Origin of the sequence: Streptococcus ilei (genome assembly GCF_000479335.1) — a bacterium.
GTDB classification, from domain to species: domain Bacteria; phylum Bacillota; class Bacilli; order Lactobacillales; family Streptococcaceae; genus Streptococcus; species Streptococcus ilei.
The window spans coordinates 93,296-111,492 of sequence record NC_022584.1; the positions used below are offsets into that span (position 1 = coordinate 93,296).

Here is an 18,197-nt window from a genome sequence, read left to right on the forward strand (position 1 = left end):
GATAGTGATAAGGAGAAAAATGACAGTCAATATCGATGAATTCGTGAAGGAGCACGGCTTTTCTGTGGTAACTTCAGAGGAGAAACCATTTCGTCTTGATGAGATTCGTTTCAACCTCTTTGCTTATTTAGAAGATTATTCCAAAATGGGTTTTTCTTTTGTTAAAGCAGGTGACGAACTAGTCGAACTAAGGAAAAATCAGGAGAGTTATAGGTTTGTTGGCCGGTGTTTTTTAGGATTTTTTGTCATTGGAGAAGAGGAGCAAATCTTTTTACTTTGCAATCAAGAAGGAAGGGAAGTTTTTCAAGAAGCGAGGATTTATGTCAATTCTTCCTTGCAAGCTTTTGTTTCCTCTTATTCGCTTTTTCTATCAGCACTCTTTCTTTTAAAAGCAAAATTTTATGAAATTGAGCAAGTTGAAGTCGAAGAGATTGCAGTAAACTTGAAGAATCAAGTACTTGCCTTGGAAGCTCACCCTGAACAAGAATTGCCCTTCTGGGAGCACATGGCCTATTTGATAGAAGACGATGGAATTGTACTAAGAGATGATCTCTTTCATATCTTAAATAAAGAGCAGTAGGAATAGAATTAAATTAATCATGGAGAAAAAATTGCCCCAGATAAAGATTCGTGAGTGGAATGAAAAGCCAAGAACAAAACTCCGATTTATTAAAATTGGTGATATTTTTTGCTATCAATTTTTGGAGAAAATTTTTGTATTTGGTCAAATTATTGGAAAAGTGAACGTTGGTCATGTCATCCAATTTTTCGATATCTTTCAAGCAAGTCCTACTATAACAGTTGAGGAGCTAAATCGTGCTCAATTTATAGGTAAGCCCATCATTGTAGATTCTTACACCTTGTTTGATCGAAGTCCAGTATGGTCTTGGCAGATAATTGGTCATCAAGTGGATTTTGATCCAAGCCCTTTTAAGGATTTAGCCTTTAAATGGGGAGATCCAAATGGTCCTCACTTTGGGAAGGTCTGGATAGATGGTAGGACAGAACCTAAGATTTTTTCTAGGGAAGAAGTTGAGGAGCTGGACTGGGAAGCCTGTGTCGGAAGTATAGTTTATAACAGAATATTGGAAGAAGAACTGGCAAGCAGATGAAATAAAGGAGTTTTAGATGGACTATGTAGATGAGTTAACTTCAGGACGTACGCCCTTGGTAAAAAAAGCAGCTAAGAAAATTTTAAAGGGCAAACTAAAAGGATATGGACCATTTTTGCATCAGGCCTTGGAAGGGGAGATGGAAAAACCTAAATCATGGGAATCACAAATGTACTTACTCTACGCCATAGCCGCAACGGATTGTACAGAAGAAGTCACCTATCTCAAGTCATTACTGCTGAGAGACATCCCAACACCTGTAACCTACCGCTCTCTAGCAGTAGCGATTGCTTATTTAGAAAATTTAGAAACAGAGAACTTGTCTTTTGTTTATGAGTCCTTGGAATCGAATAACTTCTCGCAAGTTGCAGGTGCTTGTGCTGCTATTTATATGAAAAAGATAGTACTTAAAGATGATGATTTTAACAAAATTATGTCTTATGTAACTCAGCCTAAATACCTTGAGCATATTGGCAAAGTCACAAATCCATTTTTATTTATTTTAGCAGCATCTTATTTATTTTCTGAGAAAAATCGAGAGAAAATTGTAGACTTTTCCCGTCAGTTCGATATATCTACCGTCAAGGACTTAATCAATGACGTTACAAAAGGAAAGGACGGCAGGAGGATTAGTCTCTTTTAAAGTCTATTTAAAGGAAAAAACTATTACTTATTTAAAAGAGTACAAACATTGGACCTTGACTTAAGGATGGACCTTTATACAAGAAAAACACTGCGAGATCACAAATATGAAGTTACAATATTTTGAACTAGATAGGCCCTATGTGGAAAATCGTCAGAGGATTGAGGAGCTAATGGACTCAGCTACACTAACATACGAGGAAGCTAGAGTTGAGGACTACCGACAGAATTGGAAAGACCTGCGAAGAGAGTTCGTATATAAATCCAAATGTATGACCTCTATGGTAGAGCGCCTCTTCAAACCAGTTGTGACCAAGGATTGTTGGAAAATCATCGTAGAGTGTGTAGATACGATTAGCAATCCAGCTATCATGAACCTACTTGGTGCCTATACTGTCCAGGTCTTATTTGATTTTTCTAGCTATGAAACCTTAAGCCCATTGGATCAGAAAAAGATGCTCTTGGAAGCCTTGCTAAAAGGGGTGAAGCGCGTGTTTCAGGAACTCTCTATTCCATGCTCCTTGATAGAGGATGTACGAAGTGAAATAGAGAAAAATGATTATGAAAATAGCTGGGAGTGGAAAAGGAAGAAGATCCACTCCACGACCTATTCTATTCAAGTGGAGCACCAGCTTGATAAGGTGGATTTGTTTTGGAAGATAGAACATAAGGACAAGACTATCCATCAGTTGATTCAATCCTGCCCTCCTCATGAGATGGATTATGGGGCTAAACTTGGTAAACTGGAAGCAAAAGGGAACTTCCTATATCTGTTGGATAAACAGAATGAGATTGTGAGCAAAATTTCTGTTTCAGAATGATGGAGCAAGAACAATGAGTGACGTAAAAAAGAAATTATCCTTATTAAAAGTGGAAAGACGAATCAAGAGTTTGAAGGGGATAAAGGATGTCCATTTTCTGACCACTAAACCGAAAGAAATTGCTTGGTATTCCGGTGAGTTGAATCCTATAGACTCTCCGATTGCTTGCCTTTATGAGTTTCCTGCCGACCTTATTACTAAAGATCTAAGTAGGTCGATTCAAAGTCTTGTTGGCAATAGCAGTCGGTTTATCCTAGTTTTTTGGGAGTTTTCACCAGTTTACGTCTTGTTTCAAATGGAGTCTTTGGATGAATTTTTGCCCTCTTATTCTACTGAATTTTCTACCAGAGACCTGACACTTTTCTTTCGAGACCAGGAAAAAGTACTGGATCTCCATTTAGCGGAGGATAAAGTAGAAGTGAGAGTCTTGGAGAATAAGGCTAAGAACCGGTAGATTCTATAAATTGAAAATGAACATAGAATTAGTCGATGAAAGAGGCAAAGAGGAAAGAATGCCATTCTTGTAGAGACAAATGGTAAAGGTGGTTCTAATGTGTGAAAAAGAATATTATTATTATGGCAATAGTGAGTTTATGTCAGGTCTAGGAGTTATTTATACAGAGTTTACTGGTCAGCGTGCAAGTCGACAAATTAACGTTTTGAATGGGCACTCTTATGCTTCTTCTTGCCTACAGGATTATGTTCCAGAAGTAGGGTTTCTACTCTATGATGGTCGAAAAGATGAGTTGGATCTATCAGACTCCATCAAGATTAGTCAAGAGGAATTTGAACGAATTTGGACTCAGGCTGTCGCTAGCGGTCAGAATGAAACGTAATCGTCAGTTGAAAATAGCCAAATAGAATCCCAAAAATGTGAGAGGAGTCCAATAATGATGCTTAATTTGTTGAAGGAATTCGTAGAAGTCTATCATAGAAACAAGGGCTTGGGAGAGTTAGAATTTACCAGTGAAAGTCTCTATGTCGAAAAGCCAGATTTGTCTGGTCAATTGAAAGAGTTCTACCAGCATTTAGACTTTGATGAAGAAGCTTATTTTAGAGGAGCTCCCTATGATCTTGCTCTAATTCCTCTCCCTCTATGTGAAGCTGCATCAGAAGGATGGCAGGATCCTAGCTGGAAAGAGAGTTATGTGGTTTTTGCTCACATGATGGGGGATGAAGTTATCTTTTGTGACCTCGAGAATAATCTCAGTCCAGTCTATGGGAGAATCCCAGGAGATTCTAAGCTCTATGCTCTCAGTCCTTCTCTCTCTACTTTCTTAACTACTTATATGCTGATGAAAAAGCTAGAAATCACCCAGTTTGAGAACAATATTTATATTGATGAGGATTTATTGGACTATAAAGAGGGCTTCTTGGAGGAGATTATGGCTATTATTAACGAGCATATTCCTAAAGACTATCAAAAGGATTTTATAGACTTTATGATGGGCTGATGATAAAAACCGGAGAATGAGAAAAGTAGGAGGAAACATGACTCATACGAATCTAGCAAAAGAAACCTTACTCCAGTTTATGCAGGCTATGTATTCTTGGGAGAAAAAGGCCACTAGGAGCCTAAGAAACCAAGCCTATAAAGATATGTTGAAGGATGAATTAGCTACTATTTTTGATCAGTTTTGTATATCTAAAAAAACACTCAGAGAAAGGGAAGTATCTTTATCTGTCCGGTTTCCGTTTGACTATAAATTAGAAACACATCCCATCGTTGATGAAGAGCATGACGGGAATCAAGCTTATTTCTACATCAAGGAGAATCGTTCTGGTATAGAAACCCTCTATCGTATTCATATGGTGTTTCAAAAGGGGAAATGGTGGATTGATAAGAAAGAATGGCTTGATAATAGGAAGTGGGTTAATTCTTTTTTGTGATATACATGGATAATGTAGGAAGCCGGGGAGAGATGAACTTCAAAAACACCGGTAGTTGAGAGTAAGAAATGAAATTTTAGAGGTCAATATGAATAAAACACTTTCAAATCAAAAAAGAAAATTAACAAGCATTAGAAATCAAGTACTGAAGGCAAGAGATTTTGCTCTTGAAAAAGAACAGTTTTCTGTGACAGAGGCTGTTTTAAAAGCATTAGAAGCTGGTCAAAAAAGCCTTGAGATCAATTGGGAGGAAAAGGGAAAAACTGAAACCTACACCTATAAACATGTGCGAATGATTCATGTTATTCGATCATATACTTTGGTTGCTGAATTTATAGAAAACAAAACATCAGAAACCTATCAATCTTTACTAAACGGCTGTTTTTGTTCTGTAATGGGTGATATGGCTTCTGCTAAATATTTAGCTAAAGGTGGCTCAAACTTTGATACAGATATTTGTTTGAATATCTTATTTGCCCTTGCCTATTTAGATGATGCTTATGTAGAGTTTTTAATTGATAAATTAGTCTATTTTAAAGAAGCTCAAGTTGAAAAAGGGAAGCAACCTATTTTCTTTTCATCCAGTAGTTTATTGCCTTTAGTCGTTTTTCTTTATGGAAATGGAGAGCATAATCGACTTGCTAGCCTACTGGAGAATGCTTATGATCCTAAATATAAACCATTGGACTCGAACCCTTATCATAATGTGAATGATGCCTATAAACAGGTTATGGAAACTATTTTTTCAGAAGATGTTGATGTTTTTAGAGAAACAATTTTATCCATGTGTGATTATCATTTAGCGAACACCAAAGATAGTCATTTAGTAGACTTCAATACCTTACTATGGCAGTATTTCCCAATTGAAATCTTAGTTTTACTAAAAGAACGTCAGAAAAGAGGCCTCCCAATCGACGGTCTTAGCCATCCCTTGCTTGATGACTTTTTACCCTATTTCATGGATGACTTTCAGATATCCGAGCAAAATAAGATGATACTTGGAACAATCTTAGAGTAGCAATGTAGAATACATGGAGAAGTCAATAGGAACAAAAGAATTTCAAATAAAAAAAGTAAACGAACAGCAATCAGCAAATACTAAAAGCCAGAGATTTTGCTCTTGATAATGAACAGCTTTCTGTAACAGAGGCTGCTTTAGATGCATTAAAAGCTGGTAAAAAGTATAGAAGTTACTGATAGGGGCAATGGTAAAACCAAAATCTAGAATTATTAATTGTAAAGGTAGATTAAGCTAGGAGAAAACGATGAATTATTATTTTATAATGGATGATAAATCCAATAAGACTTTTAATTTTGATGTTGAATATGGGCGAGTTGATTTTGAAATACAAAAAAAACCTTACGAAGAAGAATGGACTAAACCAATAGATTATATTTACAATCCAAATTGTCCTGATGTGATCTATTATAATTTTGTGAATAAAAAACAATACATAAATAAAATAAATTTTGATTATGATTATTATTGGTATTCCCATGGTTTTATCCTTTCTAAAAAGTTAGCAACCATTTTTAAACAATTCAAGATTCAAGGTCATGTTTGGAAAAAGCTTAAATTTACAGTGAATGGCGATGTCATGGAATCTCCTGACTTTTATCTATTAAAATTTAATACCTATACCAAAGATAATCCTGCTCCTGATTTTATTGATTATGAGAAAACAGAATCATTACCTTCTAAAACGATGTATACAGTTTCAAGAAAACTGGTCTTAAAAGAGGATGTTGACTATGATATTTTTAAGCCTGGAAGGGTTGAATTACTTGCAGCGGCTGGCTTTGTCGTTACGGAGGAAGTAAAAGAAGCCATCGAAACGAATCACTGTGGTCGAGGCATTCGTTTTTTACCGATTGAAACAGCTCAAGAAGAATATTGTAAGAATAGTTTTAAGGATTTTACTAGTTTATTAAAAAGAGCAAAGCCTAAATTACCCTAACATTAAGTATTCCTTTAAAAAATAAGACTCTAGTCTACATCATTCGAGATTTCAGGCAGAAAATATCAGAAGAAAATGCTTCTAAAAGGAGAGATAAGATATGAAGAAAACATACTTTGTTTATCAAGATAGTGGAGCGATAGAAAGGCAAAGTGACGGAGTTGAGTTCTGTAAAATACCGGAGTTTTGTGATGATCAGATCTATTTTTATTGCGATGAATATATGCTTTTTTGGACCTCCATTGAGGATGTAGGTAACATGAATAAAGCTAGGGATTTTGAATTAAAAGATAACATAGTACCAGCAACGCTAGAAGAGATTAGTGATGAAGGATTGATTGGCTACATAGATACAGTGAAACAATACAATATTGAGAATGGAAAAGTTGTAGGAATGATCTATATCCATTTAGACTCCTAGTAAACTGTAACGAACAACTCTTAACATCCTATGAAAGAGCAGGTAATGAAATGAAAGAGGCCAAAGAACTCTTCGTAAAAAATGGCTTTTCGCGACTAAAGCGAACCAATAACTATTATAAAATCAATCATGATTTTTACACGGTGATCTATTTTCAACGAAAATCAGATGGGACTGCCTATTTCGTTAATATTGGCATTCATCCCCTCTTTCTGGACTCGGGACTGTTAGAAGAAGTGGATTGTGCTCTAAGGACTCGATTAGGTTCTATCGATAATAGAAATGGCATGGATCAAGCTGAATTGGAAAATGCTGTCCAAGAGGCCATCGATTTTACTACTCAGTATTCATCGTATCCTACCGTATTTTCAAGCATAAATCCCGAGAAGGATCTTGAGAAGGATGGGTTGCTAAAAGAATTCTCTATCACCAAAGTGAACTTATGCAGATTGTATGTTGAGTATTATGATACCATCGATTCTGAGAAGGTAGCTTTAGATTTTGCAAACTATGGCTTATCCATTACACCTAAGATTGCCTCTGTACCTAAAAACTTCTTTAAAACCTATATTCGTTCGGGAGAAGTTTTAAAATAATATTACCAGTAATTTGAGATTAGGAAGGGATGATGGTCAAAGGGGAGAGTTTCTCAATAAAGTAAGTAATAGTCAAGAATGCTAGTCTAAACCTGTTCAGTAAAGGATGTGTCGCAAAAATTGGGGGAAAAGTTGAAAAGTAGAGATAATTTTCATAGACACTATTTAGTATTGTGGAACCTAATGATGTCCATAGAAAGTAATGTTGTAACCAGTGAAGAGGCTGAGTTTCTATATCCTTTTGATATGAGTAAAAAGGAAGATGTCCTTAAAGTATTTGATGCATTTGTGAAAGAGGATTTCTTGAGCCTAGAAGAAGAGAAGCAGAAGCAAGTGCTTGAGACCATTGAGGATGTTATACGGGCTGGAGATAAAGTGGTTGAGCATTTTTTTGAATATGAATTTGGTTTTGCTTCAAAAGAGCCAAGAAATAAAGTTGCCTTTCTAGAATTGGTTAAGGATATATTAGTCTCTTATTTGTCCATCTCAGACTAGTCATCTATTTTCCTTTGAATTTTAAGAATGAAATTTATGGACTTCGAGGTCGCGTATTTTAAGAGTAGTTGACAGCCTCAACCCAAGACTTAGCTGAGTGAGGATGATCTATTTAAGGTTTATAATCCTCACATGGGAAGAGTACTTACGCAAAATAGCGGATAGGCAAGAAAGAATGGTTTGATGATTCTAAAAGGAGAAATAAGAAATGAAAAATTATCTAATGGACGAAAAGATATTCCAGTATCCTGAATCGTTTAAAAAATTGATCGAACTTAATTTAGTTGATTTTGATATTTGGTATCTGTTAGATTCAGAATGGGCCCTGTCTTTGTATGAGGGATTGCAGGAAAGGTACCCAACCAGAAAGTTGATTCCATTTGCTAAAAGAGGAGATTGTGATGATACAGCTTGTTTTGAAATAGGAAAGGGCAATAAGGTCCAACTCATCCATGATTTTGCTACCGAAGGATGGGAGCAACGAAAAGAGTTTAACGATTTTTGGGAATGGGTGGAATATGCGGTAAAATGCATGATAGAGTATAACAAAGAGGATGGGATTGAATAATCGTAATCTCTTTTCTAGGGACGAAGGAACTCGTCTCTAATGATTTACAAGGCAAGGAGAACAAATGGAAATGATCCCCCAATTATTAAATGAGATTGAAAAATGTCTCCAACAGTTAGATCATCCTTGTTTAGACCATCTTAATTCGGGAATATCTTCTCAAAAAATTCAAGAATTGTTTGAGGAAATCCCATTGCAGCCAACTCAGGACTTGCGTGCCCTTTATACTTGGAGAAACGGATCAAAAGATTGTGAGGGAATCACACTCGGTGAGCTGGCATTTTTTCCTGGTTTCTATTTGATGTCTCTGGAAGAAAGTATCCAGACCTATCAGGAGTTGAGGAAGACTTCTACTTGGAATCAATGCTGGTTTCCAATTTTTGCCAGCGGAGGGGGAGATTTTTATGCCATGAATCTAGCTTCAGAAGCTCAGGGGCATATACTTGGTTTCTACGTGTATGAAGAGGATCCTCAGGTAGAATACCAGTCATTAGAATCTATGCTCATAGCTCTTAAAAACTGTTTTGAACAAGGTATTATTTTCCGGAATGAACAAGGCTACTTGGATATGGATTATAGGAAGCATGCTGAGATAGCACATGAGTTAAATCCAGATCTGCAGATATGGCTGGAATTCTTAAAGGAGACGTAAGAGGAATGACCAAGGAGAAAAAATGGCAGTAGTTACTGTATTAAAAAAGATCATTAGACTCTATGAGGAAACAACGTTTATCCCCCAATCGGTGAGTTTTTCAGATACAAAATTAAGTACCCAGTCTTTCAATTTGACAGGAGAATTACTTGATTACTATCAACATATAGTGTTCAAAGAGGATTTATCTTTTGCCAATCAAAATTTTAATATCATTTTGTTGCCATTAGATTCTCCTACCAGGACAGTCGAATGTTGGGCCTTACAAGATGTTCTTCAGTTTAGTGAAGGGCAATACCAGATATTCGCTACTACAGATACAGACGATATTCTTTTCTGTGATATGCAAGATGAAAGTTCTCCAGTTTACGCGGGCAGGCCTGGAGATCCTATTTTCTACAAACTCAGCGATAGTTTGACGGAGTTTTTGGAGTTCTATTTCGCTTTTTCAAATTTTTGGGGCCAAAGAGAAGATGTCCCTCTGGAGGAATTTATTGCTGGGACAGGTGACTTAATAGAGCACTACCTTTCCCCAGACGTCCAAGCGACAGCGAAAGAATTTCTATTAAGGTAAGAGTGAGCTGAGATAGATTTGCAATTAAAGCCCTTCTCTATAACAAAAAATGAACTGGATAGGAGAAAAGAAATGAATGTTAAAGAACTAATTGAAGAGGTTGAAAATGATGTTGATTTAGCATCCTATATCAGTCTTGTACCCAAAAAGAATAAGAAGACCCAAGCTGTCTATCTCGAATCACTGAATCATCTGGCCTATTTACTTTATCTGGATGGTCAAGAGGAAACGGCTAAGGAATTATTAGATAGGATCATACAGGTTCCATTTGAAGGGAATTTTAACACCTGGACCTTTATTGATAGCTCTCTGGTTTTATTGGCTTATCTGGAAAGAGAGGTAGAAAATCAGGTATTCGTCTATAAAAAACTCCTTTTGTCTCCGTTAGAACAAGGGGAGGAATCAACTCAAAAAATTAGAAGGAGAGTTCATCAGAGATTTTTGAATGGCGATAGCCTGGAGCAAAAGCTTGCAAAAATCGAAAAGGCTCCAAGCCCTGAATCAGAAATGGAACGTCGTCTGCTATACTTGGCAGATTTGTTGAAGATTCACCTCTTTATTACTGAGTCAACTTGTGAAGAGATAGATATTCAGACAAAAATCGAAGAGAATATGGAGATACTAAAGAAGTATATCAAGGAGCATGAAATTTATAGCCTCTTTCCTTTTAAGGGATAAGGTGAGCTAGCAATCTTGGATTTTTATACTCTTCGAAAATCAAATTCAAACCACGTCAGCTTCGCCTTGCCGTACTCAAGTACAGCCTGCGGCTAGCTTCCTAGTTTGCTCTTTGATTTTCATTGAGTATTAGAAAGAGTAGAAAATGGAAATCAAAAATCACTTTGGCGTCTATGGCGTTTGCTTTGAAAATGGAAAATTACTCTGCATTGAGAAAACGAGAGGACCTTATCAGTATCGTTTTGATTTACCGGGTGGTAGTCAGGAACTCGGTGAGGGGTTGACAGAAACTCTCAAGAGAGAAGTTCAGGAAGAGACAGGATATGCGATAAGCTCTTATTCAAAACCTAGGATTTATGATGTGCTGGTTCAGGAAGAAGGGCAAGATTTCGCAGTACACCATATCATGGCCTTTTATGATATCGTCCTCGATTTCGAACGCTCTCAACAATCCCTTCCTCAGGAGCTTCTTGATGGAAGCAATGATTCAGCAAATGCAATTTGGCTTCCTCTTGAGCAGATGACCGAAGAAAATGCCTCGCCTTTAGTATTGAAGGCCAAGGCGGAGTTACGAGGATTTCCAGAATTAGAACGGACAAGCTATAAGAATTGGAAGGTAAAATAGAGGGATAATGGAACTATTTAAAACATGGAAGAAATATATGGTTCTCTATGGTCTTAAATCTCAAATCGGGACTGTTTATCGAAACAGTGATAGGACAACGAGCTTTTATGATATTGGGAATTTTCTATACCTAGCAGGGGAGCTAAATTCTAGATTTTGGGAAGATTTTGTTAGGCAATATGGTCTAGATTATAGGATTATTATTTCAGAAAATACCAATTGGCAAGATTTTCTGCATCAGAAAGTGGAGCTAATTTCTTTTACTCGTTATTCTTTTAAAGATAAGGCAAATTTTCAAGTTGAATTTCTAAATAATCTAGTTAGTCAGTTAGAGGAAGATTACAATATTGTGCCTATTGATAATCATATTTATGACAGCTTTTCTGAGGAAGAATGGTCACAAGATTTACAAGGGGATTTTGAATCCTATCAGGATTTTGCTTTAAAAGGTGGATTTGGCTTTGTGATTCTTAAAAATAAAGAACTGATTGCTGGGATTTCCTCAGGGTTAGTTTACCAAGGTGCAGTTGAAGTGGAAGTTGCAACTAGACCAAACGAACAAGGAAATGGATTTGCTAAAAAGCTTGGTGCTGCAATGATTCTAGAGAGTTTAAACAGAGATATGTTTCCACTTTGGGATGCTCATAACGAGGCTTCCAAAAAAGTAGCAGAATTTTTAGGATATGAGTTAGTTGAACCTTATGAAGCTTTTGAACTAGAGGGAAGTGTCGTATAATGATATCTGATATTGTATCTTATAAGACGAGGTGAATGGACATGCAAAATCAACTGGCTCTTAGTGGAGAAAAAATTATTGAAAAAGTTTATCTTCAACTATTTCACCACATTGGTATGATTCGTGGGGAATACTTGCTAAGAGAGCTCAACCAAAACATCCTGTTACCAAATTGTCAGCAATTTGTGAAAGATTATCTAGACACTATTTGTCATTTGTACTCAGATGAAGAAGTCTGGTATCGCTTTTCAGAGTTAACAAATGCAGAAGCAAATAGTCTAGACGGGACTAAAGAGTATTTTGACGAACGCCACCCCTTATTTGGATACAGAGGTATCAGGCGTTTGTTGGCGTGTCCAGATGAATTTCAGGCTGAGACAAATGTTGTTACAGAAGTTTTTCAAACCAATCTCAATCTGTCTGTTATTTTTCCTTTTGTCAATGATGCCGAACAATTAAAACAAGCTATTACAGTATTGCGTCAGTATGGTTTTACCGGGAAAGTCGGCACGATGATTGAATTACCATCAGCTTATTTCGACTTGGACAGGATACTGGAAACTGGTATTTCAAAGATTGTAGTTGGAATGAATGATTTAACTTCTTTTATTTTTGCGACTGTGAGAAACAGTCAATGGCATGATATGGAAAATCCAATTATGTTAGATATGCTGAGACAGATGCAGGAAAAAGCAAAGACTAAAAAGATTGATTTCGCTGTAGCAGGTTATCTGAATCTTTCTTTCATACAAAAAATGAATCAGATGGGTATCGAATGTATTCTCCATTACAGCTCTATTCCAGAGATTTTTGATTTAGAAATTGACCATCCAGACCATCTCAAACGCATAAAAGAAGAGAGTAAAAAATTACAAAGGAGCCCCCATGACACCTCAAGAAATGTGGAAAGCCTACAAGCAAATCAACCCCTCGATTGGAGATGAGATAGATGCCTGGGCTTTTGGAGTGGAAGCTGATCTCTTGGCTGACTTAGTTTTAAAAGGTGAAAAGACGGCAACAGCCTCTGCTTACGACCTCTATACACTAGAGGACGAACCCCTTCCCCAAGAAGGGACCTTTGATGTCATTTTAGACAGTCAAGATCAGGCTGTCTGCATTGTCGAAATCACCAAGGTTTCCGTTCAGCCTTTTCATCAAGTGTCAGCTGACCATGCTTACAAGGAAGGTGAGGGAGACAAATCTCTAGCTTATTGGCGTCAGGTTCATGAAGATTTTTTCAAAGACTGCTTTGGAGAAGCAGGGTTGACTTTTACCCCTGATAGTAAGGTTGTTTTAGAAGAATTTCGTAAGGTTTATCCAATATAGGACAAGAGGCTGAGACAAAAGTCCCAGCCTCTCAATTGTCTTTGGATTGTCGAGCAAGACGCAGTGGTTGAGTGGGCTCTACTACGCTGATTTCATCAGCTTTTACAGCCCTGCTCAACTGTGCGGAGGTGGGACGACGAAATCGAATTCTAACGAATGACCGATTTCTTTCCCACTCCCTTTGGTTCGGATCTAATTTTCCAAAAGGGCTAAAAAATGGTATAATGTAAGCGATATTGTACAGAAAAGAGAATGTATATGCCAAATTATGCCATTATTTTAGCAGCGGGAAAAGGTACCCGTATGAAATCAGATTTGCCGAAGGTTCTACACAAGGTTGCTGGGATCTCTATGTTGGAACACGTTTTCCGTAGTGTTGGAGCCATCTCACCCGAAAAGACTGTAACGGTTGTGGGCCACAAGGCTGAATTGGTGGAGCAAGTCTTAGCGGGACAAACAGAATTTGTCAAGCAAACGGAGCAGTTAGGAACAGGTCACGCTGTGATGATGGCGGAGCCAGTTCTTGAAGCCTTGGAAGGTCACACCCTTGTCATTGCAGGGGATACACCTTTGATTACGGGTGAAAGCCTCAAACACTTGATCGATTTCCATATCAACCACAAGAATGTGGCAACGATTTTAACAGCAGAGGCAGCTAATCCATTTGGTTATGGCCGGATTGTCCGTAATGACAATGCGGAAGTGCTTCGCATCGTCGAGCAAAAAGATGCGACAGATTTTGAAAAGCAAATCAAAGAAATCAATACAGGAACTTATGTCTTTGACAATGCCCGCCTCTTTGAAGCGTTGAAGAATATCAACACCAACAATGCCCAAGGCGAATACTATATCACAGACGTGATTGGGATTTTCCGAGAAGCAGGAGAGAAAGTTGGAGCCTATACGCTCAAAGACTTTGATGAAAGCCTCGGCGTTAACGACCGCGTAGCCCTTGCGACAGCAGAAGGCATCATGCGTCGCCGCATTAACCAAGCTCATATGGTGAATGGAGTGAGCTTTGTTAATCCTGATGCGGCCTATATCGATATCGATGTTGAGATCGCACCAGAAGTACAAATCGAAGCCAATGTCACTCTAAAAGGGCACACAAAAATTGGGGCCGAGACAGTCTTAACCAATGGAACCTATATCGTGGACAGTGAAATCGGTTCAGGTGCCGTTATTACCAACTCTATGATTGAAGAGAGCACGGTAGCGGATGGTGTGACAGTAGGACCTTACGCCCATATTCGTCCTGGATCTAGCTTGGCAAAAGATGTCCATATTGGAAACTTTGTCGAAGTCAAAGGTTCGTCTATTGGCGAAAATACCAAAGCTGGTCATCTGACCTACATTGGCAACTGTGAAGTTGGCAGCAACGTCAACTTTGGTGCGGGAACCATTACCGTCAACTATGATGGGAAAAATAAATACAAGACAGTAATTGGCAACAATGTCTTTGTCGGTTCGAATTCGACCATCATTGCTCCAGTTGAGCTAGGAGATAATTCTCTAGTCGGTGCTGGATCTACCATTACCAAGGATGTGCCAGCAGATGCGATTGCGATTGGTCGTGGTCGCCAAGTCAATAAAGATGAGTACGCGACTCGCCTTCCCCACCATCCTAAAAATAAATAGGAGATTTTCATGCAATTTGAAGAAAAAACCATTGAGCGCAAGGAGATTTATCAAGGACCGATTTTCCAAGTAGTCACAGATCAAGTGGAACTACCTGACGGAAAAGGTCAAGCGCAGCGTGATTTAATCTTCCATAATGGAGCAGTAGCGGTTTTACCGATCACAGATGAGGGCAAGACCATTTTGGTCAAGCAGTACCGCAAGGCGATCGAGAGGACTTCTGTAGAAATCCCAGCAGGGAAGTTGGAAAAGGGTGAAAATGCGGATCCTCAAGCAGCTGCTTTGCGTGAATTGGAAGAAGAAATTGGTTACACAGCGGATCTAGAGTTGTTGTATGATTTTTATTCTGCCATTGGATTTTGCAATGAGCGGATCAAACTTTATGCTGCGACCAACTTGAAAAAAGTGGAAAATCCTCGCCCTCAAGATGAAGACGAGACCTTGGAACTCCTTGAGGTGACTTTAGCAGAAGCGGAGGACTTGATCCAAACGGGTGATATCTGCGATGCTAAAACCATCATGGCAGTTCAATATTGGAAACACCTACAAAACAAATAAAGAATAGAGGAGACACCCATGGGCAAACCTTTATTAACCGATGAAATGATTGAGCGGGCCAACCGGGGAGAAGCTATCTCTGGTCCCCCTCTCTTTGATGAGGAAGAAACAAAAATTCTCCCGACTGGAAACAGGGGATTTGGTTATGAACGGCCAGTGACCTCAGGGGAAGGAGATAGTGGACATGGAGCATCGTATCCTCAGGAGACTATTCCAATCAGAGTCCAACCTACAGTGACCAAGAGCCGTCGGATTGAGAACCAAAAAGATGAGGTGATTCAATCAAAATTGAATAAGATCTTATTTTGGGTCATCCTGCTCCTCATCTTGTTAATTCTTGCAATCTGGCGCTTATAAGCTGCGTCTACTAAAGGAGTGACGAATATGAAAATTGGAATCATTGCGGCCATGCCACAAGAATTAAAAATCTTAGTGGAAGCTTTGCAGAACGGAGAGAAACACCTTCGCCTAGGAAAGGTCTACTATACAGGGTCGATTGGTCGCCATGAAGTGGTCTTGGTTGAAAGTGGTATCGGAAAAGTCATGTCAGCCATGAGTGTGGCTGTGTTGGCCAACGATTTTAAGGTGGAAGCCATTATCAATACAGGTTCTGCAGGTGCCGTAGCACCAGGGATGGCTGTTGGAGATATCGTCCTAGCGGACAAATTGGCCTACCATGATGTCGATGTGACAGCTTTTGGTTATGACTATGGCCAGATGGCAGGGCAACCTCTTTACTTTGAATCCAGCCGCTATTTTGTTTCAGAGATGAAAAAAGTGCTAGCTGAGGAACAAACACCAACCCATGTTGGCCTGATTGCGACTGGGGATAGCTTTATCGCGAGTGAAGAAAAAGTCGCAGCGATTAGGGAACATTTCCCAGAAGTATTGGCCGTTGAAATGGAAGGGGCAGCTATTGCCCAAGCGGCTCATGCAGCTGGCCGTCCTTTCATGGTTATTCGGGCTATGAGTGACACGGCAGATCACGCAGCTAATATCTCTTTTGATGAATTTATCGTAGAGGCTGGCGAGCGTTCTGCTCAAACCTTGATGACTTTCTTGAAGAGATTAGTATAGAAAAAGATAGAGAGATTGAACATGTATCGGGAATCATATTTTGATGGAGGCCTACTTTCATATATTGGCCATGTTTTATTATCAACATTAATTACAGTATTTACTTTCGGTATATGTGCTCCTTGGGGCATGTGTATTATGTATAACTGGAAGGTCAAGCATACCGTGATTGATGGTCATCGTCAATACTTTGATGGAACAGCTATGCAATTGTTTGGTAATTGGATCAAATGGTGGTTCTTTACCATCATTACTTTTGGAATCTATGTGTTCTGGTTAAATATCAAGGTTACTCAATGGGTTACCAAACATACTCATTTTATAGACTAATAGAAAAGGACTTGTCAACAGGCTAGTCTTTTTTGTGAAGCCGATTCTTTAAACATTCTGGGTTCTTCATGCTATAATAGATTCTAGTAATGCAAAGGAGAAGTTATGGTCTTATCAAAAAAACGGGCCCGTCATGTGATTGAAGAAATTATTGCCCTCTTTCCGGATGCTCAGCCAAGTTTGGATTTTCGCAACCATTTTGAATTATTAGTAGCGGTGATGCTTTCTGCTCAAACAACAGATGCGGCAGTTAATAAGGCAACTCCCGCTTTGTTTGAGGCTTTCCCAACTCCTCAAGCCATGGCGGTCGCTAGTGAAGCCGACATTGCCAAGCATATTTCCAAATTAGGTCTCTATCGCAATAAGGCTAAGTTTCTCAAAAAATGTGCCAAACAATTGTTGGACAACTTTGATGGCCAAGTCCCTCAGACACGGGAGGAACTGGAGAGTTTAGCCGGAGTGGGACGTAAAACAGCCAATGTGGTCATGAGTGTCGGTTTCGGAATTCCTGCATTTGCTGTTGATACCCATGTAGAGCGGATTTGCAAGCACCATGACATTGTCAAGAAGTCAGCAACACCATTAGAAGTGGAAAAACGAGTCATGGATGTTCTTCCTCCTGAACGCTGGCTCCCAGCTCATCAGGCCATGATCTATTTTGGACGGGGCATTTGCCATCCGAAAAATCCTGAATGTGATCACTATCCGCAATTGTATAACTTTAAAGACAGTTAAAAAGCGAGGTCTAATGACTTCGCTTTTATTTGATAGGGAAGAAAGTAAGTAAGAGCCAAGAAATCAGTAGAGTAATAGCACCAATTCCAAGGCCAAATAGAAGAGGAAGGATGATTCTTTGGTAGGGAGCTTTGCCCCTTTCCTCAGCTTCTTCAATCTCGCTCAGACTGCGTCCTTGTTCATAGGCGACAATCTGGCGATAAGTACGAAGATTATGCTTTTTCTTGAATTTTTCAATGCGTAGGGCGTAGAATATAGCGACAGCAAGAATCAAGCAACTAATAGCGATACCGTATCCATCCAAATAAAGAATGAGGGGAGTGCTGATGATAGGACTGCCAATTAGCAGTAAGCTAAAGACCATTTCATCTTTTTGATAGCGCATAAATTCTTGGTCGTGAATAATTTGTTTCATAGTTTCCAAATCTCCTTTGACTAGTTTGTCCAATGACACTTCAAAGACCTTGCTTAGTAAGAGCAGGTTTTGAATATCAGGATAGGTTGCGCCGCGTTCCCAGTTGGAAATGGATTGACGGCTGACAAAGATGATTTCAGCTAATTCGTCTTGAGATAAGTTTTTCTCTTTACGATAGTGCTGGATTTGTTTTCCGACTTGCATAAGATTTCCTCGCTTCCTGATTTCATTCTACTCAATTTTATAAAAAAGGGCTATCAAAGTTCTTTGACATGTTGATTTCATAGGGTTTAGCAACTGTTTTTGACTATAGATTTACAAGCCTGTCAATGGATAGTTACCTACTGAAA

Annotated in this window: 28 protein-coding genes; 27 read left to right on the forward strand and 1 reads right to left on the reverse strand. The window is 38.6% G+C overall.

All coding sequences use genetic code 11. The features are described from left to right. Window positions 1-145: 145 nt before the first annotated feature. The 27 genes from N596_RS00550 (at window position 146) to nth (ending at window position 17,432) form a co-directional block, all read left to right on the forward strand. Window positions 146-580 (forward strand): immunity protein, encoded by a 435-nt coding sequence (locus N596_RS00550; protein WP_258025869.1) that lies wholly within the window; start codon window positions 146-148, stop codon window positions 578-580. Between the two features lie 19 nt (window positions 581-599). Beyond that, window positions 600-1,112, forward strand: coding sequence for an Imm26 family immunity protein (locus N596_RS00555; RefSeq protein ID WP_042361005.1), 513 nt, complete (start codon window positions 600-602; stop codon window positions 1,110-1,112). Between the two features lie 16 nt (window positions 1,113-1,128). Continuing rightward, entirely contained in the window at window positions 1,129-1,755 is a 627-nt protein-coding gene (locus N596_RS00560) for a hypothetical protein (protein ID WP_023026511.1), read from the forward strand. 172 nt (window positions 1,756-1,927) lie between these two features. Further along, window positions 1,928-2,575, forward strand: a complete 648-nt coding sequence (locus N596_RS00565) for a hypothetical protein (RefSeq protein WP_258025870.1) — start codon at window positions 1,928-1,930, stop codon at window positions 2,573-2,575. A 13-nt stretch (window positions 2,576-2,588) separates the two neighbouring features. Beyond that, window positions 2,589-3,029: a hypothetical protein gene (locus tag N596_RS00570; RefSeq protein WP_023026515.1), complete on the forward strand. Its 441-nt coding sequence runs from the start codon at window positions 2,589-2,591 to the stop codon at window positions 3,027-3,029. A 97-nt stretch (window positions 3,030-3,126) separates the two neighbouring features. Further along, window positions 3,127-3,411, forward strand: a complete 285-nt coding sequence (locus tag N596_RS00575) for a hypothetical protein (protein ID WP_023026516.1) — start codon at window positions 3,127-3,129, stop codon at window positions 3,409-3,411. A gap of 54 nt (window positions 3,412-3,465) precedes the next feature. After that, a complete protein-coding gene (locus N596_RS00580) occupies window positions 3,466-4,029 on the forward strand; it encodes a hypothetical protein (protein ID WP_023026518.1) in 564 nt (187 codons plus the stop codon). Window positions 4,030-4,066: 37 nt separating this feature from the next. Further along, window positions 4,067-4,465: an NTF2 fold immunity protein gene (locus tag N596_RS00585; protein ID WP_023026520.1), complete on the forward strand. Its 399-nt coding sequence runs from the start codon at window positions 4,067-4,069 to the stop codon at window positions 4,463-4,465. An 88-nt stretch (window positions 4,466-4,553) separates the two neighbouring features. Further along, a complete protein-coding gene (locus N596_RS00590) occupies window positions 4,554-5,483 on the forward strand; it encodes a hypothetical protein (protein WP_023026522.1) in 930 nt (309 codons plus the stop codon). Window positions 5,484-5,730: 247 nt separating this feature from the next. Beyond that, entirely contained in the window at window positions 5,731-6,423 is a 693-nt protein-coding gene (locus tag N596_RS00595) for an Imm43 family immunity protein (protein WP_023022576.1), read from the forward strand. A gap of 100 nt (window positions 6,424-6,523) precedes the next feature. Then, window positions 6,524-6,844 (forward strand): hypothetical protein, encoded by a 321-nt coding sequence (locus tag N596_RS00600; RefSeq protein ID WP_023026524.1) that lies wholly within the window; start codon window positions 6,524-6,526, stop codon window positions 6,842-6,844. A 50-nt stretch (window positions 6,845-6,894) separates the two neighbouring features. Beyond that, a complete protein-coding gene (locus tag N596_RS00605) occupies window positions 6,895-7,440 on the forward strand; it encodes a DUF4304 domain-containing protein (protein ID WP_023022580.1) in 546 nt (181 codons plus the stop codon). Window positions 7,441-7,572: 132 nt separating this feature from the next. Then, complete coding sequence (locus N596_RS00610) at window positions 7,573-7,935, forward strand: hypothetical protein (RefSeq protein WP_224781601.1); 363 nt, start codon at window positions 7,573-7,575, stop codon at window positions 7,933-7,935. 208 nt (window positions 7,936-8,143) lie between these two features. Beyond that, window positions 8,144-8,503: a hypothetical protein gene (locus N596_RS00615; RefSeq protein WP_023026528.1), complete on the forward strand. Its 360-nt coding sequence runs from the start codon at window positions 8,144-8,146 to the stop codon at window positions 8,501-8,503. A 64-nt stretch (window positions 8,504-8,567) separates the two neighbouring features. Then, window positions 8,568-9,155: an SMI1/KNR4 family protein gene (locus tag N596_RS00620; RefSeq protein ID WP_023022585.1), complete on the forward strand. Its 588-nt coding sequence runs from the start codon at window positions 8,568-8,570 to the stop codon at window positions 9,153-9,155. A 22-nt stretch (window positions 9,156-9,177) separates the two neighbouring features. After that, window positions 9,178-9,729 carry a hypothetical protein gene (locus N596_RS00625; protein ID WP_023022587.1) on the forward strand — a complete coding sequence of 184 codons (552 nt, stop codon included), beginning with the start codon at window positions 9,178-9,180 and terminating at the stop codon, window positions 9,727-9,729. Window positions 9,730-9,801: 72 nt separating this feature from the next. Further along, a complete protein-coding gene (locus N596_RS00630) occupies window positions 9,802-10,407 on the forward strand; it encodes a DUF6707 family protein (RefSeq protein WP_023022589.1) in 606 nt (201 codons plus the stop codon). Window positions 10,408-10,552: 145 nt separating this feature from the next. After that, window positions 10,553-11,032, forward strand: a complete 480-nt coding sequence (locus N596_RS00635; protein ID WP_023026530.1) for an NUDIX hydrolase — start codon at window positions 10,553-10,555, stop codon at window positions 11,030-11,032. A 7-nt stretch (window positions 11,033-11,039) separates the two neighbouring features. Next, window positions 11,040-11,768, forward strand: coding sequence for a GNAT family N-acetyltransferase (locus N596_RS00640; protein ID WP_023026532.1), 729 nt, complete (start codon window positions 11,040-11,042; stop codon window positions 11,766-11,768). Between the two features lie 41 nt (window positions 11,769-11,809). Then, a complete protein-coding gene (locus tag N596_RS00645) occupies window positions 11,810-12,712 on the forward strand; it encodes a putative PEP-binding protein (RefSeq protein ID WP_042361007.1) in 903 nt (300 codons plus the stop codon). Next, the gene (locus N596_RS00650; RefSeq protein WP_023026536.1) at window positions 12,654-13,094 is read left to right on the forward strand and encodes an ASCH domain-containing protein; all 441 of its coding nucleotides are present in this window, start codon (window positions 12,654-12,656) and stop codon (window positions 13,092-13,094) included. The genes N596_RS00645 and N596_RS00650 overlap by 59 nt, the downstream gene beginning before the upstream one ends. Window positions 13,095-13,352: 258 nt before the next feature. Next, the gene (gene glmU / locus N596_RS00655; RefSeq protein WP_042361008.1) at window positions 13,353-14,732 is read left to right on the forward strand and encodes a bifunctional UDP-N-acetylglucosamine diphosphorylase/glucosamine-1-phosphate N-acetyltransferase GlmU; all 1,380 of its coding nucleotides are present in this window, start codon (window positions 13,353-13,355) and stop codon (window positions 14,730-14,732) included. 9 nt (window positions 14,733-14,741) lie between these two features. Then, window positions 14,742-15,290, forward strand: a complete 549-nt coding sequence (locus N596_RS00660) for an NUDIX hydrolase (protein ID WP_023026540.1) — start codon at window positions 14,742-14,744, stop codon at window positions 15,288-15,290. 18 nt (window positions 15,291-15,308) lie between these two features. Beyond that, window positions 15,309-15,647, forward strand: a complete 339-nt coding sequence (gene macP, locus N596_RS00665; RefSeq protein WP_023026541.1) for a cell wall synthase accessory phosphoprotein MacP — start codon at window positions 15,309-15,311, stop codon at window positions 15,645-15,647. A 27-nt stretch (window positions 15,648-15,674) separates the two neighbouring features. Beyond that, complete coding sequence (locus tag N596_RS00670) at window positions 15,675-16,367, forward strand: 5'-methylthioadenosine/adenosylhomocysteine nucleosidase (protein ID WP_023026543.1); 693 nt, start codon at window positions 15,675-15,677, stop codon at window positions 16,365-16,367. 21 nt (window positions 16,368-16,388) lie between these two features. Next, window positions 16,389-16,697 (forward strand): YjgN family protein, encoded by a 309-nt coding sequence (locus N596_RS00675; protein ID WP_023026545.1) that lies wholly within the window; start codon window positions 16,389-16,391, stop codon window positions 16,695-16,697. A gap of 105 nt (window positions 16,698-16,802) precedes the next feature. Beyond that, window positions 16,803-17,432, forward strand: a complete 630-nt coding sequence (gene nth / locus N596_RS00680; protein ID WP_023026547.1) for an endonuclease III — start codon at window positions 16,803-16,805, stop codon at window positions 17,430-17,432. Between the two features lie 25 nt (window positions 17,433-17,457). Here nth and N596_RS00685 read toward each other — a convergent pair whose 3' ends face one another. Continuing rightward, window positions 17,458-18,051: a helix-turn-helix domain-containing protein gene (locus N596_RS00685; protein WP_023026549.1), complete on the reverse strand. Its 594-nt coding sequence runs from the start codon at window positions 18,049-18,051 to the stop codon at window positions 17,458-17,460. Window positions 18,052-18,197 lie beyond the last annotated feature (146 nt).